This is a genomic window from Acinetobacter sp. YH12070 (genome assembly GCF_013419625.1).
Taxonomy (GTDB): domain Bacteria; phylum Pseudomonadota; class Gammaproteobacteria; order Pseudomonadales; family Moraxellaceae; genus Acinetobacter; species Acinetobacter amyesii.
In genome coordinates this window covers 1-16,482 of the sequence record NZ_VOZT01000065.1, presented here as the reverse complement: position 1 = coordinate 16,482, position 16,482 = coordinate 1, and the positions used below count along the sequence as shown (strand labels likewise).

Genomic DNA, 16,482 nt, shown 5'->3' with positions numbered 1-16,482 from the left:
GGCTGTTTTAGAAGCAGGAATATCAATGCAAAAGCACTGAATAATTTTTTTAATCTTATAGTGACTTAATTTACTGTTTTCTATCATGATTCTAGACTAACATATCTATTCTGCTAGTCTAGAGCCAACATAATTATTTATTTTATAGCCAACTGAAAACTCAAGGCATTTTAGACGAACTCAAAGAACTCATTCCTTGGGTTTTGGCGGCGATGATTTTTATTTCTTTGAGCATGAGTATTGGTCATGCAGTGCAACTATATTTTCCAGATATGAGTGAGTTTCGAGCTCATGGTGTTGCTGTACTGAGTATTATGCTGTTTTTCATGCTGGTTGTGCCCTTAGTCATCAAGCAAATCAAGCACAGTTCAATGTCACTGTATCAAAGTTTGAAGAATACGCCGTTCAGACTTACGATTGTAATTTTATTACAGTTACTCAATATCGCCTTTTTACAAAGCACCTTCGTTCAATCTGTATTGTTCTTTTTTGCCATGAGTTTCGGCTTTGTGCGTTTTTATAAAGAAAATCTATTCAAAGGTGGAAGTAACACCCAAGAATACTATTTTCTGCATGAAACACGTCGTATTGCTTATTGGTCGTATAAACAAATGCTTAAAGCCAAATTTCGTTTAACGCTCAGTAATCCGAATCAAGCAAACTACAAGCGGTTATCTGAGCGCTTTACCCAGTTCCAAAATTTGCACATACAAATGCTACATCAGGAAAATCAGCTGTGTAAAAAGCTAAAGCACCAAAATGTTGAACATTATCTTGATGAGTTAATGAAATAAGTCGGCGTTAATGAAGTGTAATAATCTTTCAATCACAGCTCAAAAAGTCCTTCAATACATCACTAGTTTTGAATATTTTCAACTTATATGCATGAATTGATTGATTTTAAAACAAACACCATCAAATACTCTTGCCAAGCTTCATTTCGTCCTCTATTATTGCGCACATGCCCGAGTGGTGAAATCGGTAGACACAGGGGATTTAAAATCCCCCGCCCACAAAGCGTGCCAGTTCGAGTCTGGCCTCGGGCACCATTCTTATACTTCTAAGATTGGTGCAATAAAAGATCCAGCAATTTGCTGGTTTTTTTATGCCTAAAATTTATAAATCTATTATTATTCAATGCCAATACCTTCAGATTTTAATCTCCCTGCACTACAACTTAAGCATACCGATGCCTTTTATCAACGGCTGCTGTTTGCGCATTTTAAAATCATCAATCTCACACCCACTGCACCCATTTTAATCTTTAGCTTTTGCCTGATACTTTTAATCTCTCTTGGCAGCGCTGTACTTGGCCAGATGTTTTCGACGACATTTTCAATTCACGACCCAAACATGGCGTTTAATCTTGGTATATTGATTATTCTTGCTTTGATCTATTGCTATGTTTGGTATGCACATTATCAAGTAAGTTTTAGCAGCAAGTCCGCAGTTCAACGCCTGCAAATACAGCTATATCTCCTTGGGGAATTCACACTTCTCCTTGCTATAAACTTTAAGTATCTACAAGCAGATGTATTAAACCTCATCAGTCTCTGCGGACTTTTTTTCAGTCTGTTTTTATGTGTATTTACTGAATTATTTTATAAACCTGAAAGCAGCGCCATTGAACGGGTAAAACTACAAAAGCTTCGCCAACTGGCATTTTGGTCTTATCAACAATCCTTAAAACAAAAAGTGCATCAAACGTATTTCTACGCCCTTCATCTACAAGCCATGCAAGAAGAACAGAAACTATCAACATCCATCAAATCATCGTTTAAAGATTTTATAGACAATGCTCAATGACTTTTTAAAACTCTGGACACAAAAAAGCCCTGTCACTACAGGGCTTTTTTTAAAGTTCAATTACCATTCTCGGTTAGCAACCAACTCTTCCATTTCAATATCCATATGGCCTTCATCTTGCAGCACCATCATCATGGCTTCTGCAATATAATCTGCAGCCGTATCATCCAAAGACGAATCTAAATCTTCAAATTGAGGTTTCATCTTATTGAGCTGTGCAACCGTTTCATTGGCAAAATGGTAGATATCAGTTGAACTTAAATCTGCTTTTGCAATTTTCTTCGCAAATTGAACAACCAATAACTTCACCTCTGCAACCAACACATCTGGGTAATATTCATCATCAAACATGGGTAGCAGTAAATCTGCAAACATACGAAACTCTATCACAAAACATTCAGGGCGCTTATATAACACAAATACTACAATTCACCAAATTTATTGGGATTCAGTATTTTCAAATCACACTACATTCTGCATGGCTTGCCAAACACGTATCGCATCTACCGTTGCTTTGACGTCATGTGCGCGAACCATACATGCACCTTGTTGAATGCTGAGCAGATGCGCTGCAACCGAGCCTACAGCGCGATTTTGTGCATCTGCACCGCCAAGTGCTTCACCGATAAAACGCTTACGAGATAATGCCGACAGGATCGGATAGCCCATGTCATTCAATTGATAGAATTGCTGTAAAAGCTTTAAGTTTTGCTGCGCATTTTTAGCAAAACCAAAACCCGGATCAATCATAATGTTTTCTGCACGCACACCTGCATCTGATGCATCTTGCACACGTTGCTTTAATTCATCGATGACGTCAGCCACGACATCTTGATACTGATCTAGATTATTCATCGTGGTAGGTTCGCCGCGCATATGCATAATGATCACTGGAATATCCAGTTTTGCAGCGGTTTCTAAGGCATTCGGCCGAGTTAATGCACGTACATCATTCCAGATATGCGCACCTGCTTGAACCGCTGCCTCAATCACCTCAGGTTGCGAGGTATCGATAGAAATCACCACATTGTGTTTGGATAAGGCTTCAACGACGGGTACGACTCTTCGAATTTCTTCTTCAACCTCAACAACAGATGCGCCTGGACGTGTTGACTCACCACCGACATCAATCACTGTCGCGCCATCCACTATCATTTGTAAGGCATGTGCTATAGCTTGGTCTTTACCATTGTGTTTGCCACCATCACTAAAAGAGTCCGGTGTGACATTTAAAATCCCCATCACATGTGGCTCTGACAAATCTAATTGCAAATTACCACAGTTTAAAATTTTATTCGGCAAAGACACCAACTTCATATTACACATCCCAGATTTTGCTATGCTTATTTTAACGCTAAGTTTGCTCAGCATTTCGCTCACATGCATTTATTTTCATATAAAAAAACCACCCGAAGGTGGTTTTAAATTTTTATGCTTTTGGCAATGACGGTAATGGTGGTGGAACATCTGGACCATCCGTTGGTGTTACATCAATCACTGGATTTTCTGCGATGTACACTTTTGGTGGTTGAGGTTCACGACCTTCCATAATGTCACGGATTTGATCACGATCAATGGTTTCCCATTCAAGCAATGCTTTCACCATGGCATGTGCGATATCTTTGTTATTTTCAAGAATATCGCGTGCAACTTTATATTGTTCATCTAAAATACGGCGAACTTCACGGTCAACTTCAAGCTGCGTTGCTTCAGAAATCACGCGACTTCCTAAACCACCCATGAACGACTGCTGTGAGTCATCTTCATAAACCATGACGCCCATTTTATCGGACATACCGTATTTAGTAACCATTGCACGTGCCATTTTCGTTGCACGTTCAAAGTCATTTGAAGCACCAGTCGACATTTGGTTAATGAAGACTTCTTCTGCAATACGACCACCAAACAAAATTGAAAGTTCATTCAACATTTTGTCTTTGTAATGGCTAGTTTGATCATGTTCAGGCAACTGCCAAGTCACACCTAATGCCCAACCACGCGGCATGATTGTCACTTTATGCACTGGGTCTGTACCCGGCAAGATTTCAGCAACAATCGCATGACCTGCTTCATGATAAGCCGTCGCACGACGTTCTTCTTCACGAATCACCATCGATTTACGTTCAGGACCCATGTAAAGCTTGTCTTTTGCATCTTCAAAGTCATGCATATCGACCGTGTTCTTGTTACGACGTGCAGCAAACAGTGCTGCTTCGTTTACAAGGTTAGCCAACTGAGCACCTGAGAAGCCCGGTGTACCACGTGCCAAGACTTTAACATCTACACCAGTCACAGAAGGTAATTTTTTCAAATGTACATTCAGGATTTGCTCACGACCTTTAATATCCGGTAGAGATACCATCACTTGACGGTCAAAACGACCCGGACGAAGTAAAGCTTTATCCAATACGTCAGCACGGTTTGTTGCAGCAATAACGATAATACCTTCGTTGCCTTCAAAGCCATCCATTTCAACCAACATTTGGTTTAATGTTTGCTCACGCTCATCATTACCACCACCTGTACCTGAACCACGGTGACGACCAACGGCATCGATCTCATCGATGAAAATGATACATGGCGCATGACGCTTTGCTTGTTCAAACATGTCACGGACACGAGACGCCCCCACACCCACGAACATTTCAACAAAGTCAGAACCCGAAATACTAAAGAATGGTACTTTCGCTTCACCCGCAATGGCTTTAGCAAGTAAAGTTTTACCCGTACCCGGAGGACCTACCATGAGCACACCTTTCGGAATGCTTGCACCAAGTCGCTTGAACTTAGATGGATCTTTTAGGAAGTCAACGATTTCAACAACTTCTTGTTTAGCTTCATCACAGCCCGCTACATCAGTAAATGTCACTTTGATTTGGTCTTCAGACAGCATTTTTGCTTTTGACTTACCAAAACTCATTGGGCCATTCTTACCACCAGCTCCACCACCCATGTTGCGCATAAAGAACATGAATAACAGAATGATTAAAAGAACAGGGAAACTTGCAATCAGAAGTTGCATCAAAATACTTTGACGCTGTGGCGCTGTACCTTCAACAACAACATTGTTCTTGATCAGGTTCGGCATAAGTTCAGGATCTTGAACCGCAGGACGGATACTTTCAAACTCAGAACCGTTTGATTTTTCGCCACGAATTCTTTCGCCATCAATGGTGACTTGTTTAATCTGACCCGCATTTACGGCTGCCACGAACTCAGAATAGTTCATCGCGGTCGGTTGATTGCGGTCACTGACGTTGCTGAAGATTAAAACCAGCACGCCTAGGATAACCAGCCACAACACGGCATTCTTAAAAAGATCGCTCAAAGCTTTATTCCCATTTCTATCTAATTCGTTCAATCCCATTTACATGGGTGACTCTAATACTTACGCTGCAGAGTAGCTTCGCAATAATTTAAAAACGTACAAAATGCACAATTTTTAACGAGTTGGCAAGTAAACTTTACTTGAAAGCTTTCTTACGTCCCTGCCCGATTAAAAACACTTCTTTAGATCGAGCACGTGAAGCCGCCGGTTTTGCTGTTTTCAGCACATCAAATGTGTCTACAACTTGCTTACGGTATTCATCAAATCCAACACCTTGGAACACTTTAACAACAAACTGTCCATTTGGTCCAAGAACCTTTTGAGCAAAGTCGATTGCTAATTCACAAAGATAGATCTGACGCGGTTGATCTACAGCCTTATTACCTGATGTATTGGGGGCCATATCTGAAATTACAACGTCTACAGTACGTCCATCTAAAATTTTTAACAATTCATCGAACACTTCTTGTTCACGAAAGTCACCTTGCAAGAAGGTCACATCGGGTAAAGCATCCATGGGTAAAATATCAGAAGCAATTACCAAACCTTTGTCGCCAACAAGTTTACCGGCAATTTGCGACCAACTACCTGGTGCAGCACCTAAGTCGACAACGGTCATGCCTGGCTTGATCAATTTGTATTTTTCTTGAATTTCAAGCAATTTATAAGCGGCACGCGCACGATATCCTTCCTTTTGTGCTTTTTTCACAAAGGGGTCATCAAGATGCTCACGCATCCAGTCACGACTACTTTTGGATAATTTCTGGTTAGTAATGCGGGTAGCCATAACTCTCTAAATAAAAAAAACTTCTCAGTCTTGATTGTACGTGAAATTCAGCACTTTTGCAGTAGACATGTGTATCTAAAAAGCATCTTAAATCATGTTTTTTTCAATAATCTTCATCGAGAAAATGCCGATTAAATACAGCGCTTCAACTTTGATTTTGCTATACTAGGTCGTTTTTAAAATTAGGTTATATTTATGGCGGCTTTATCTATTCAAGAACGTAAACGCTTACGTCAAATTGGTCACACCCTAAACCCAGTTGTAATGGTTGCGGACAAAGGCTTATCAGAAAGCGTTATTGAAGAATTAAACCGTGCGTTAAACGACCATGAGTTAATTAAAGTGAAAGTTGTGGCAGAAGACCGTGAAGCTCGTGCTGCAATGATTACTGAAATTGCGACTGTTTCAGGTTCTGAAGTTGTTCAAACGATTGGTAAGATTGCTTTGATTTACCGCAAAGCGGCAAAACAAAATGCAAAACTGTCTAACCTTGTTCGCTACGCACACCTGTCTAACTAAGCATTTATGGCAAGTTTCGAACTCAGCGCTTTTGATCGTCGCTTTCAGGCTGTATCAGTCGTTGGTGCTATCGAACAACAAAGCCCATATACTTTAAATGTGGGTTATTGGATTCGAGACCCAAACCAACTGATTCAATGGCCAGAATTGGTATCAGCTCACCCACGAATCGATTTTTTGTGGGAACAGACCTGCTTAGAAGTTTTTATTGGTGTACGCAATGAAGACTTTTATCGTGAAATCAACCTCTCCCCTTCACAAGCTTGGCAGGCTTACCAGTTTGAAGAATATCGCTATCCAGAAGATATGCCGCCACAAGCTGCTTACGATATCGAACTGAATCAGTTGAAACGGACGCACTATGGCTTAAATGTCAGTCTTGATCTGACAGAATTTATGCTGAAGTACAAACTTAAATGGGAAGATCTCTATATTGGTCTAACTGCTGTACTGAAAACCCCTCAAGGTAAACAGTACTATGCCATGCAGCATAGTAGTCCAAATGCTGACTTTCACAACAAACGTGATTGGCTACATCAGTTCTAAACTTTTTAATGTTTTGACCTTCGATAAAAAGCAAAAGTACGATCTTTTGCTTTTTTATTGCCTGCTTATTTTTAAATAAGTGCTTTGTACTTAAATGTACTATTCACAATAAGGGAGCCATTAATGGCTCCCTTATGCATATATAGCGTTAACTTTAAGTTTAATTCGCTCTCACCCAATCCAGCTCCCTGGAATGACTAGACTTAGCTTAAGCGTTTTAAAATTCATGTCATTCACAATTAACTTTTAAGATCTGTGGTTTGATCCGTAACTTCAGCTTTCACTGGTGAAACTTTTTTCCACGCTTCCAAAGTATGCTCCTTAGAACGCTTAAATGTTTCTGTTAGATGATCTTTGTGCTTTCCTGAAATTTGGGTCACATCTTCTTTCAGCTCTTTTCCAAGTTTTGAAAGATCATCAATAACCGTATTAAATTCAGTTTTCACAAATTCTTTGAGTTCACTAAAATCTTTTTGCGATGAACCAAACTGAACTTTTAACTGATCAAGTTTATTCAATACATCTTGCTTCAACTGACGCAATTGATCTTGCACACTGGCATTCAACTGCTTTGCCTCTGCTCCGATCTTTTCTTTGCTTTCAGTGACCGCTTCTGTGGCTTGAACACTTGCCTCTTTTGCAACTTGTTCAAGCTTTTCAGCACCTTCGATAACGACTTCTTTCAGGGAGGATTTAGCCGCTGTTTGTTTTTGTTGTGTTGCCATGACTTTGTACCTATAGTTTTTGCTGACCGACCCACATTAGCGCTTTTTGATAAATTTTAATTTATGATTTGTCTGACAATAATTAATTGCTTACATTTTTCTACGATTTTGCAAAACCAAACTTTATTCTAAAATGCAAGCGCTTTATCTGCTTTATTCCTGATATTTGCGATGGACTTTCAGTGGCTTTCTGCGTATAATGCCGTGTTAAGTTCAAGCGAGCAGATGATGTAAGGAGGGTAGGTTTTTAAGCAGCCTTCCTTTTTTTTCGTCTTCTCGCTTTTTTACAGCCTAAATTTCAGGAGCTTTGGTTTGAGCACCCCAGCAATTTTAGCCCTTGCCGACGGAACTATCTTTAAAGGTACTTCTATTGGCGCATCGGGTAGTACGACTGGTGAAGTCGTTTTTAATACAGCAATGACTGGCTATCAAGAAATTTTGACTGACCCTAGTTATGCACAACAACTTGTGACACTAACTTACCCACATATCGGTAACACAGGTTGTAATGATGAAGACGCTGAGTCAGGTCGAATTCATAAAGTATGGGCTAACGGATTGATCATTCGTGACCTACCTTTATTGCATAGCAACTTCCGTGCTGAGCAATCACTTGGTGATTACCTTGAACAACACAATGTTGTTGCTATTGCAGACATCGATACACGTAAATTAACGCGTATTCTGCGAGCAAAAGGTGCACAAAATGGTTGTATCCTTGCTGGCGAAAACATTACAGAAGAAGAAGCTTTAGCTAAAGCACGCGCTTTTGGTGGTTTAAATGGTTTAGACCTTGCAAAAGAATGCTGTGACCCTGAAGGCTTTGAATGGACTGAAGGTTCTTGGACATTAGGTAAAGGTTTCTCTCAGCCTGAAGCTAAATTCCATGTTGTTGCATACGATTACGGTGTCAAAACCAACATCTTACGTATGCTCGCAGACCGCGGTTGTAAATTGACTGTCGTGCCTGCGCAAACTCCTGCTGCTGACGTACTTGCATTGAATCCAGATGGCGTGTTCTTATCGAACGGCCCCGGCGATCCAGCTGCATGTGACTACGCAATTGAAGCTGTAAAAACAATTGTAGAAGATGCTCGCAATGTACCAGTATTTGGTATTTGCTTGGGTCACCAAATTCTTGCACTTGCTTCAGGTGCAAAAACTGTGAAAATGCCTCACGGCCACCACGGTGCCAACCATCCTGTTCAAAACATGGAAACTGGTATTGTGATGATTACTTCGCAAAACCATGGCTTCGCAGTCGATGCAGAAACATTACCTGCAAACTTGAAAGCTACGCACAAATCACTGTTCGACCAAACCCTTCAAGGGATTCATCGTACAGACAAACCTGCGTTCAGTTTCCAAGGTCACCCCGAAGCAAGCCCTGGTCCACATGACTGCGCACCATTGTTCGATCATTTCATCGAACTTATCGAAGCATCTAAGAAGTAATTAAGGAAGCATCATGGCTAAACGTACAGACATTAAAAGCATCTTAATTATTGGTGCTGGTCCGATTGTCATCGGTCAAGCATGTGAGTTTGACTACTCAGGTGCTCAAGCATGTAAAGCCCTTCGTGAAGAAGGCTACCGTGTTATTTTGGTAAACTCTAACCCAGCAACCATTATGACTGACCCTGCTATGGCAGACGCAACTTACATCGAGCCGATTACTTGGCAAACTGTAGCTGCAATCATTGAGAAAGAACGCCCAGACGCAGTTCTTCCTACAATGGGTGGTCAAACAGCATTGAACTGTGCCCTTGCACTCGATGCCAACGGTATTTTAGAAAAATACAATGTTGAATTGATTGGCGCGACGAAAGAGGCGATCGAAAAAGCGGAAGACCGTAAACTTTTCGATATCGCAATGCGTAAAATCGGTTTGGAATGCCCTCGCGCTGACGTTGCAGAAAGCATGGAACACGCTTTGGAAATCCAAGCACGTTTCGGCTTCCCTGTAATTATCCGTCCATCATTCACCATGGGTGGTTCAGGTGGTGGTATCGCTTACAACCGTGAAGAGTTCATTGAAATCTGTGAACGCGGTTTCGATCTTTCTCCAACCAAACAATTATTGATCGATGAATCTTTAATTGGTTGGAAAGAGTACGAAATGGAAGTTGTTCGTGACAAAAACGACAACTGTATCATTGTATGTACCATTGAAAACTTTGACCCAATGGGCGTGCACACTGGTGACTCAATCACTGTTGCTCCTGCGCAAACATTGACAGACAAAGAATTCCAGCTTTTACGTAATGCATCTTTAGCTGTACTTCGTGAAATTGGTGTTGAAACTGGCGGCTCTAACGTTCAGTTCGGTATCAACCCGAAAGACGGCCGTATGGTTGTGATCGAGATGAACCCACGTGTTTCTCGTTCATCTGCACTTGCGTCTAAAGCAACAGGTTTCCCAATTGCGAAAATCGCGGCGAAATTGGCTGTAGGTTATACCCTTGATGAGTTGAAAAACGACATCACTGGCGGTACAACCCCTGCATCTTTCGAACCTGCGATCGACTATGTTGTAACCAAGATTCCTCGTTTCAACTTCGAGAAATTCCCGCAAGCTGACGCAACTTTGACGACTCAGATGAAATCTGTAGGTGAAGTCATGGCCATTGGCCGTAACTTCCAAGAGTCTGTGTCTAAAGCACTTCGTGGTCTTGAAGTGGGCGCATGTGGTTTTGACGAAAAAATCGCTGTGGGCACTGAAGGCGCACGTGAGAAAATTCTTGTTGAATTGAAAGTGCCAGGTCCAGAGCGTATTTGGTATGTAGGCGATGCATTCCGTCACGGTTTCACCCTTGATGAAGTATTTGAAGCAACCAAAATTGACCGTTGGTTCTTGATTCAAATCGAAGATATCATCAAAACTGAAAACCAAATCAAAACTTTAGGTTTTGGTGATTTGAATGCGGACAACATCCGTTCGTTCAAACGCAAAGGTTTATCTGACCTTCGTATTGCGAAATTGATGGGTATTTCACAAAAACAATTCCGTAAACACCGTTGGAACTTGGGCGTAACTCCAGTTTACAAACGTGTAGATACATGTGCTGCAGAGTTTGAATCTGACACAGCTTACATGTACTCAACTTACGATGAAGAATGTGAAGCGAATCCGTCTACTCGCGACAAGATCATGGTCATCGGTGGCGGTCCTAACCGTATTGGTCAAGGTATCGAATTCGATTACTGCTGTGTACACGCTGCCCTTGCAATGCGTGAAGACGGCTATGAAACTATCATGGTGAACTGTAACCCTGAAACGGTTTCTACGGATTACGACACATCAGATCGTTTGTACTTCGAACCAATCACTTTGGAAGATGTACTTGAAATCGTACGTATCGAGAAGCCTAAAGGCATTATCGTTCAGTACGGCGGTCAAACTCCGCTTAAATTGGCTCGTGCTTTGGAAGAAGCTGGTGCGCCAATTATCGGTACATCACCTGACGCGATTGACCGTGCAGAAGACCGTGAACGTTTCCAACAAATGATTCAACGTCTACAACTTCGTCAACCAAACAACAGCATCGTAAAATCTGCTGAAGAAGGTATGGCTGAAGCGGCAAAAGTTGGCTACCCACTTGTGGTACGTCCATCTTATGTACTTGGTGGTCGTGCGATGGAAATCGTGTACAACGACGAAGAATTGAAACGTTACTTACGTGATGCGGTTCAAGCATCTAACGAAGCGCCAGTACTTCTTGACCACTTCCTAGATGATGCGATTGAAGTTGACGTAGACTGCGTATCTGACGGTAAAGACGTTGTGATCGGCGGTATCATGCAGCACATCGAACAAGCGGGTATTCACTCAGGTGACTCAGCATGTTCTATTCCTCCTTACTCTTTATCTAAAGAAGTTCAGGACGAAATGCGCCGTCAAACCATCGCTATGGCGAAAGAGCTTGGCGTAATTGGTTTAATGAACGTACAGTTTGCTGTTAAAGGCACTGACGTATACATTCTAGAAGTGAACCCACGTGCATCACGTACTGTTCCATTCGTATCTAAGTGCATTGGTGAATCTTTAGCGAAAGTTGCTGCGCGTTGTATGGCTGGTCAATCTTTAGAATCTCAAGGATTCACTACAGAGATTATTCCTGAACACTTCTCTGTAAAAGAAGCAGTGTTCCCATTCAACAAATTCCCTGGTGTTGACCCAATTCTTGGCCCTGAGATGAAATCTACAGGCGAAGTGATGGGTGTAGGTAAAACATTTGGTGAAGCGTTCTATAAAGCTGTGTTAGGCTCTAATGACCGTTTACCAGGCCTACCAACGGAAGGCGAAGTAAAACATGCATTCTTATCTGTTCGTCATTCTGACAAGCCTCGTGCTGTTGGTATTGCGAAACAGTTAACAGATCTTGGCTTCAAAGTCATCGCTACTGGCGGTACTTATGATGTGATTAAAGATGCTGGTATTGAATGTGAACGTGTGAACAAAGTGACTGAAGGCCGTCCTAATATCGTAGACCGCTTGAAAAATGGCGAAGTTCACCTCATTATCAATACAACTGAAGGCAAACAGGCTCAAGAAGATTCATTCTCGATCCGTCGCTCTGCATTACAAGGTAAAGTGTATTACACAACTACCCTTAACGGTGCTGATGCAGTATGCCAAGCTTTAGCAATCAAATTGCCAATGGATGTATACCGCTTACAAGACCTTACTAAAGGTTAATTAAGTTACCGAGAAGTCCCGCCACCTCTCGGTGGCGGGCTTTTTTTCATTTCTAGGTCAGTAAAAATTTTACTGATTTTTTCTTTTTACAAACATGAGGGACAACAATGCAACGTTATCCTATGACTCCCGAAGGCAAAATTGCCCTAGAGAAAGAATTACAGCAACTTAAAAGTGTTGATCGTCCACGTATTACTGCAGCAATTGCTGAAGCGCGTGAACATGGGGATTTGAAAGAAAACGCTGAATACCACGCTGCTCGTGAGCAACAAGGTTTCTGTGAAGGCCGTATCCAAGATATCGAAGGTAAATTGGGTGCTTGCCAAGTGATTGATGTTAAATCACTTGAGCAAAATGGCCGTGTGGTTTTCGGTGTGACTGTGACCATTGAAAACTTAGATACTGAAGAACAAAAGACTTATAAAATCGTTGGTGATGACGAAGCAGATTTTAAAATCAACAAAATCTCTGTAAACTCTCCAATTGCGCGTGGTCTTTTGGGTAAAAATGAAGGCGACGATGTAAAAATCAACACACCACAAGGTGAAGTTGAGTACGAAGTTTCTAAAGTTGAATATCTTTAATTCATTAAGATAGCAATTTTAAGCCCCTCTTTTGAGGGGTTTTTTATAATCAGATAAATAATTATTATACCCCTGCTCTATCCTTCTTTTAATAATCCTGATGCAAAAAGTTGAAAGGCATGTAATGCTTCTGACAACACCTGCTCAGGATTCTTGCTAGAAGCCACCCAAAGCGCCGCATTCATGGCTGCTCCATTTAAAAATATGGCTGCCGCTTCAGAATTCACTGCTTTAATTCGGTCTGCTGCCAATAACTGTTCTACGCATTCACGTGTAGACTTCAAGCATTTGTTTTGACTCGGCCAATGCGCAGGATCACCCAATACCGCAGGTCCGTCGCGTAATACAATTCGCTGAAACTCAGGATTCAAGGCATTTTCAATATAGGTTTTCCCCTCAAGCATCAACCCCTCCCAAAGATCTTCGGGTTGCTCCAGATACTTCTGGGCAGATAAAGCCATTTCTGAATCAATTTGATTAACCACAGCAGCAAATAAGCCCTTTTTATCGCCAAAATGATGGTACAGCGCACCACGGGTCAGCCCTGCTTCTGCCGTGAGTTTATCCATTGAGGTGTCTGCATAGCCATACTCAGCAAACGTACGGCGTGCCACTTCAATCAGTTTCTTGCGGGTTGCCGCCATTTTTTTTTCACGAACAGACATTGCTTTGATTACCTCATCATCACAAAAATTTTAATTGACATACCAGGCGTATGTCAATTATGTTGACATACGATACGTATGTCAAAAATAAAGCTGCTTTCCCCCCACTTTTAAAACCAGATATTGAATGAGAATAAACATGACTAGAATTGCAATATTTCCCCAAGATCGCCATGCCTTGTATGAACAGCATGGTTACTCTGCTGCTATTAAATCGGAAAATTTACTCTTTGTATCAGGCCAGGTCGGTAGCCGTGAAGATGGCAGTCCTGAACCTGATTTTGAGAAACAGGTAAAACTAGCATTCCAGAATCTTAGCCATACTCTCGCTGCGGCAGGCTGTACTTTCGATGAAATTGTCGATGTCACCACCTTCCATACAAACCCTGAACAGCAATTTGAAGTCATCATGAAAGTTAAAAATGAGGTGTTTACACAAAAGCCTTATCCAAACTGGACAGCAATAGGTGTTAATTGGCTTGCAGGTTTTGATTTTGAAATTAAAGTCATTGCTCGGATCCCAAACCTCCCTACAAACACTTCGGTCTAGCGATTGATTTTTAATAGGGATGAACGACGCATGACATCAGTTCAATTGGTTATAATGGTTTACCCTTTTTAAGTTGTACTGTTTATGTCTGAAAAATTGATTAATTCACCTGTAAATCATTGGTGTGAATTTGAGTTCATCTCTAAAACAGTGAAGAACCCTAATATTCACATCAAAGGTAATTATTCATATTATTCTGCATATTGGGATCAAGGTTTTGAGCGCTGTGTGGTGCGTTATTTGCACGATAAACCTGCAACAGCTGAAAAGCCGATAGACCAGTTACATATCGGTAATTTTGTCTGTTTTGGCGCAGAATGCGTGATTATGATGGGCGGCAACCAACTCCACCGCACGGATTGGATTTCAGCCTTTCCGTTTGATACACGGAGTTTTATCCCTGCGGGTGACACAATCATTGGTGATGGCTGCTGGATCGGCTTACGTGCGATGATTATGCAAGGTGTTACACTCGGTGAAGGTGCTGTGGTGGCTACAGGCGCGGTGGTAACCAAAGATGTACCGCCTTATGCTGTTGTCGGCGGGGTTCCTGCTAAAATTATTAAATATCGCTTTTCTGAAGAAGATATCAAAAAACTGCTTTCACTCAAGCTTTATGACTTAGATGAAAAGCAGTTTTTAAAGATGCGGGAGCAGTTGCAGACGGATGATGTTGATACATTAATCAAATATCTAGATTAAATCCCGATTCAACATAGTTTTTCCAATCGATTATAAAATCATCGGAGTGTTTTAATTTCTGGATAGCAAAGGGAGTATAAGTTTCAAGCATATACAATTCTTTGGCATCTTGTTGTCCCACTGATACATATTTTTCATTCAATGTTACTTGTTTATTATATAAATTTCCTATATGAAATTCATCAATGAAATATTCAGTTCGTAGTTTACTGATAATAATATTTCCAAGAAATTTACTATCACTAAAAGACAAATTAAGTTTTTCAACTAACTTACTTAAAACTAAACGAAATATTTTCAAATCTTTTGAAAATTCCACACCAAATACAAACGCAATTAATATTAGGTTTTTTCTAAAATCATTAGTTTTCAAAATAGCATATTGATTAATTTTTCTTTTTAATTCACGTGAGTTGAAGTTTTTATAATTTTGTAATGCTAATACCCAAAAAAAGAATTCATTTAAAGCTTCTTTATGCTCCATCTCACCAATTCTATAAAGCTCTTCCTTCAATACATTTTCATAGTGAATATAAGCTTCCAAATTTGGAAATTTAATTGTTAAATCTATAAATTTTTCAAAATAATCAGCTGTTATCTCTGCTTCATAACCATAAAAATTCTGAACTGACTGTGATAATTGTGGCTTATTCATCACCAAAACAAAAACAATTTTAGGAATATCAAAGAAATGTTTAACCCTTTCAATTAATCGTATCGCAAAATCAGGCCGACAACGATCTAACTCATCAATAATAAAAACTAAAGGTTTATCTAATTTTCCAGCTAATTCAGCAAGTTCTCTCTTAAAGTCATGAATTGTTTGTTTCTCAACTTGATGATTCTCTATTTTCTTTTCGATTTTCTCCTTAACTTTTGCAGCTATTTCCTCACTTGCTGTGTCATACAACTCTTTTCCTTCTTCATATACCTCTTTAAATGCTTCTCCAGCTCCACCCAAGCCAATCCAATGCATCCCCGCTTTAGCCGCAATTATTGGTATGACAGCCGCCAGCGATATTAATACTGAAGCAGTCTTAGCATTAAAATCTTTAATTTCATCATCATCAATTTCTTCTGATTCTTTAAAAGTTTGACTTATTTCAGCGGCAATCGTTAAAAATGGATCTTCCAAATAATCATTAGCAAATGCATCCAAATAGATCACGTTATGCTGAGTATCATCTAAATGTTTCGCCCAGTGACGAACAAACCACGTTTTTCCCTCACCCCATCGTGCATCCAAAGCAAGAACAGCTCCGCAATTTAAGCGATCGACGTAATTTGTAAGTTGCTCTCCTAAGCGACGGCGATCCCAAAGATCGCCTTCCCATGCAGTTTCAATATTCTCAAAATTATCTTTAGCCCAGTTTAATTGATTATCCATCATTTCTATTTATATTCATCAAGTTAACTATGTATTGAGTATAGCAGTAGCGCTATAAATTAACATGGCTCTAGACTAGCAGAATAGATATGTTAGTCTAGAATCATGATAGAAAACAGTAAATTAAGTCACTATAAGATTAAAAAAATTATTCAGTGCTTTTGCATTGATATTCCTGCTTCTA

Annotated in this window: 16 protein-coding genes, 1 tRNA gene and 2 pseudogenes; 11 read left to right on the top strand and 8 right to left on the bottom strand. The window is 40.4% G+C overall.

All coding sequences use genetic code 11. The annotated features are described in order from the left end of the window. A pseudogene (locus FTU17_RS14990) lies at positions 1-87 on the bottom strand (IS1595 family transposase); the annotation flags it as partial. A gap of 125 nt (positions 88-212) precedes the next feature. Between FTU17_RS14990 and FTU17_RS14985 the strand changes: the two are divergent. The 3 genes from FTU17_RS14985 to FTU17_RS14975 all read left to right on the top strand — a co-directional run bounded on the left by FTU17_RS14985 (position 213) and on the right by FTU17_RS14975 (position 1,806). Further along, a complete protein-coding gene (locus tag FTU17_RS14985; RefSeq protein ID WP_180135900.1) occupies positions 213-794 on the top strand; it encodes a hypothetical protein in 582 nt (193 codons plus the stop codon). 169 nt (positions 795-963) lie between these two features. Beyond that, positions 964-1,049, top strand: a tRNA-Leu gene (locus FTU17_RS14980). Between the two features lie 88 nt (positions 1,050-1,137). Continuing rightward, a complete protein-coding gene (locus FTU17_RS14975) occupies positions 1,138-1,806 on the top strand; it encodes a hypothetical protein (protein WP_180135898.1) in 669 nt (222 codons plus the stop codon). A 60-nt stretch (positions 1,807-1,866) separates the two neighbouring features. Here the strand turns inward: FTU17_RS14975 and FTU17_RS14970 are convergent, their stop codons facing one another. The 4 genes from FTU17_RS14970 to rlmE form a co-directional block, all read right to left on the bottom strand. Beyond that, positions 1,867-2,181: a DUF5713 family protein gene (locus FTU17_RS14970; RefSeq protein WP_078191338.1), complete on the bottom strand. Its 315-nt coding sequence runs from the start codon at positions 2,179-2,181 to the stop codon at positions 1,867-1,869. An 87-nt stretch (positions 2,182-2,268) separates the two neighbouring features. Then, positions 2,269-3,123: a dihydropteroate synthase gene (gene folP, locus FTU17_RS14965; protein ID WP_218955563.1), complete on the bottom strand. Its 855-nt coding sequence runs from the start codon at positions 3,121-3,123 to the stop codon at positions 2,269-2,271. 112 nt (positions 3,124-3,235) lie between these two features. Then, positions 3,236-5,134 carry an ATP-dependent zinc metalloprotease FtsH gene (gene ftsH, locus FTU17_RS14960; RefSeq protein WP_078191443.1) on the bottom strand — a complete coding sequence of 633 codons (1,899 nt, stop codon included), beginning with the start codon at positions 5,132-5,134 and terminating at the stop codon, positions 3,236-3,238. Positions 5,135-5,270: 136 nt separating this feature from the next. Beyond that, positions 5,271-5,921 carry a 23S rRNA (uridine(2552)-2'-O)-methyltransferase RlmE gene (rlmE, locus tag FTU17_RS14955; protein ID WP_078192159.1) on the bottom strand — a complete coding sequence of 217 codons (651 nt, stop codon included), beginning with the start codon at positions 5,919-5,921 and terminating at the stop codon, positions 5,271-5,273. A gap of 195 nt (positions 5,922-6,116) precedes the next feature. Here rlmE and FTU17_RS14950 point away from each other — a divergent pair, with 195 nt between their 5' ends. Together FTU17_RS14950 and FTU17_RS14945 are read left to right on the top strand one after the other, a co-directional pair. Further along, positions 6,117-6,440, top strand: coding sequence for a YhbY family RNA-binding protein (locus FTU17_RS14950; RefSeq protein ID WP_168378090.1), 324 nt, complete (start codon positions 6,117-6,119; stop codon positions 6,438-6,440). A 6-nt stretch (positions 6,441-6,446) separates the two neighbouring features. Further along, a complete protein-coding gene (locus FTU17_RS14945) occupies positions 6,447-6,986 on the top strand; it encodes a DOMON-like domain-containing protein (protein WP_078192160.1) in 540 nt (179 codons plus the stop codon). 239 nt (positions 6,987-7,225) lie between these two features. Here FTU17_RS14945 and FTU17_RS14940 read toward each other — a convergent pair whose 3' ends face one another. Beyond that, the gene (locus FTU17_RS14940) at positions 7,226-7,711 is read right to left on the bottom strand and encodes a hypothetical protein (RefSeq protein ID WP_180135896.1); all 486 of its coding nucleotides are present in this window, start codon (positions 7,709-7,711) and stop codon (positions 7,226-7,228) included. Positions 7,712-8,023: 312 nt separating this feature from the next. Here FTU17_RS14940 and carA point away from each other — a divergent pair, with 312 nt between their 5' ends. The 3 genes from carA (at position 8,024) to greA (ending at position 12,994) form a co-directional block, all read left to right on the top strand. Beyond that, a complete protein-coding gene (gene carA, locus FTU17_RS14935) occupies positions 8,024-9,166 on the top strand; it encodes a glutamine-hydrolyzing carbamoyl-phosphate synthase small subunit (protein ID WP_168378093.1) in 1,143 nt (380 codons plus the stop codon). 13 nt (positions 9,167-9,179) lie between these two features. Beyond that, the gene (gene carB / locus FTU17_RS14930) at positions 9,180-12,410 is read left to right on the top strand and encodes a carbamoyl-phosphate synthase large subunit (protein WP_180135894.1); all 3,231 of its coding nucleotides are present in this window, start codon (positions 9,180-9,182) and stop codon (positions 12,408-12,410) included. Between the two features lie 107 nt (positions 12,411-12,517). Next, complete coding sequence (greA, locus tag FTU17_RS14925) at positions 12,518-12,994, top strand: transcription elongation factor GreA (RefSeq protein WP_078191345.1); 477 nt, start codon at positions 12,518-12,520, stop codon at positions 12,992-12,994. A gap of 77 nt (positions 12,995-13,071) precedes the next feature. On the opposite strand, the gene FTU17_RS14920 is transcribed toward greA, so the two are convergent. Continuing rightward, complete coding sequence (locus FTU17_RS14920; protein ID WP_180021942.1) at positions 13,072-13,659, bottom strand: TetR/AcrR family transcriptional regulator; 588 nt, start codon at positions 13,657-13,659, stop codon at positions 13,072-13,074. A 139-nt stretch (positions 13,660-13,798) separates the two neighbouring features. Here FTU17_RS14920 and FTU17_RS14915 point away from each other — a divergent pair, with 139 nt between their 5' ends. Both FTU17_RS14915 and FTU17_RS14910 read left to right on the top strand, forming a co-directional pair. Beyond that, on the top strand, positions 13,799-14,209 hold the full coding sequence (locus FTU17_RS14915) for a RidA family protein (protein WP_180005422.1): 411 nt from the start codon (positions 13,799-13,801) through the stop codon (positions 14,207-14,209). A gap of 84 nt (positions 14,210-14,293) precedes the next feature. Continuing rightward, positions 14,294-14,911 carry a CatB-related O-acetyltransferase gene (locus FTU17_RS14910; RefSeq protein WP_180135892.1) on the top strand — a complete coding sequence of 206 codons (618 nt, stop codon included), beginning with the start codon at positions 14,294-14,296 and terminating at the stop codon, positions 14,909-14,911. Here FTU17_RS14910 and FTU17_RS14905 read toward each other — a convergent pair. After that, complete coding sequence (locus FTU17_RS14905) at positions 14,895-16,301, bottom strand: P-loop NTPase fold protein (protein ID WP_180135891.1); 1,407 nt, start codon at positions 16,299-16,301, stop codon at positions 14,895-14,897. The two genes, FTU17_RS14910 and FTU17_RS14905, sit on opposite strands and share 17 nt — an antisense overlap. A gap of 102 nt (positions 16,302-16,403) precedes the next feature. On the opposite strand from FTU17_RS14905, the pseudogene FTU17_RS14900 reads away from it, so the two are divergent. Continuing rightward, positions 16,404-16,482, top strand: a pseudogene (locus FTU17_RS14900) (IS1595 family transposase); the annotation flags it as partial.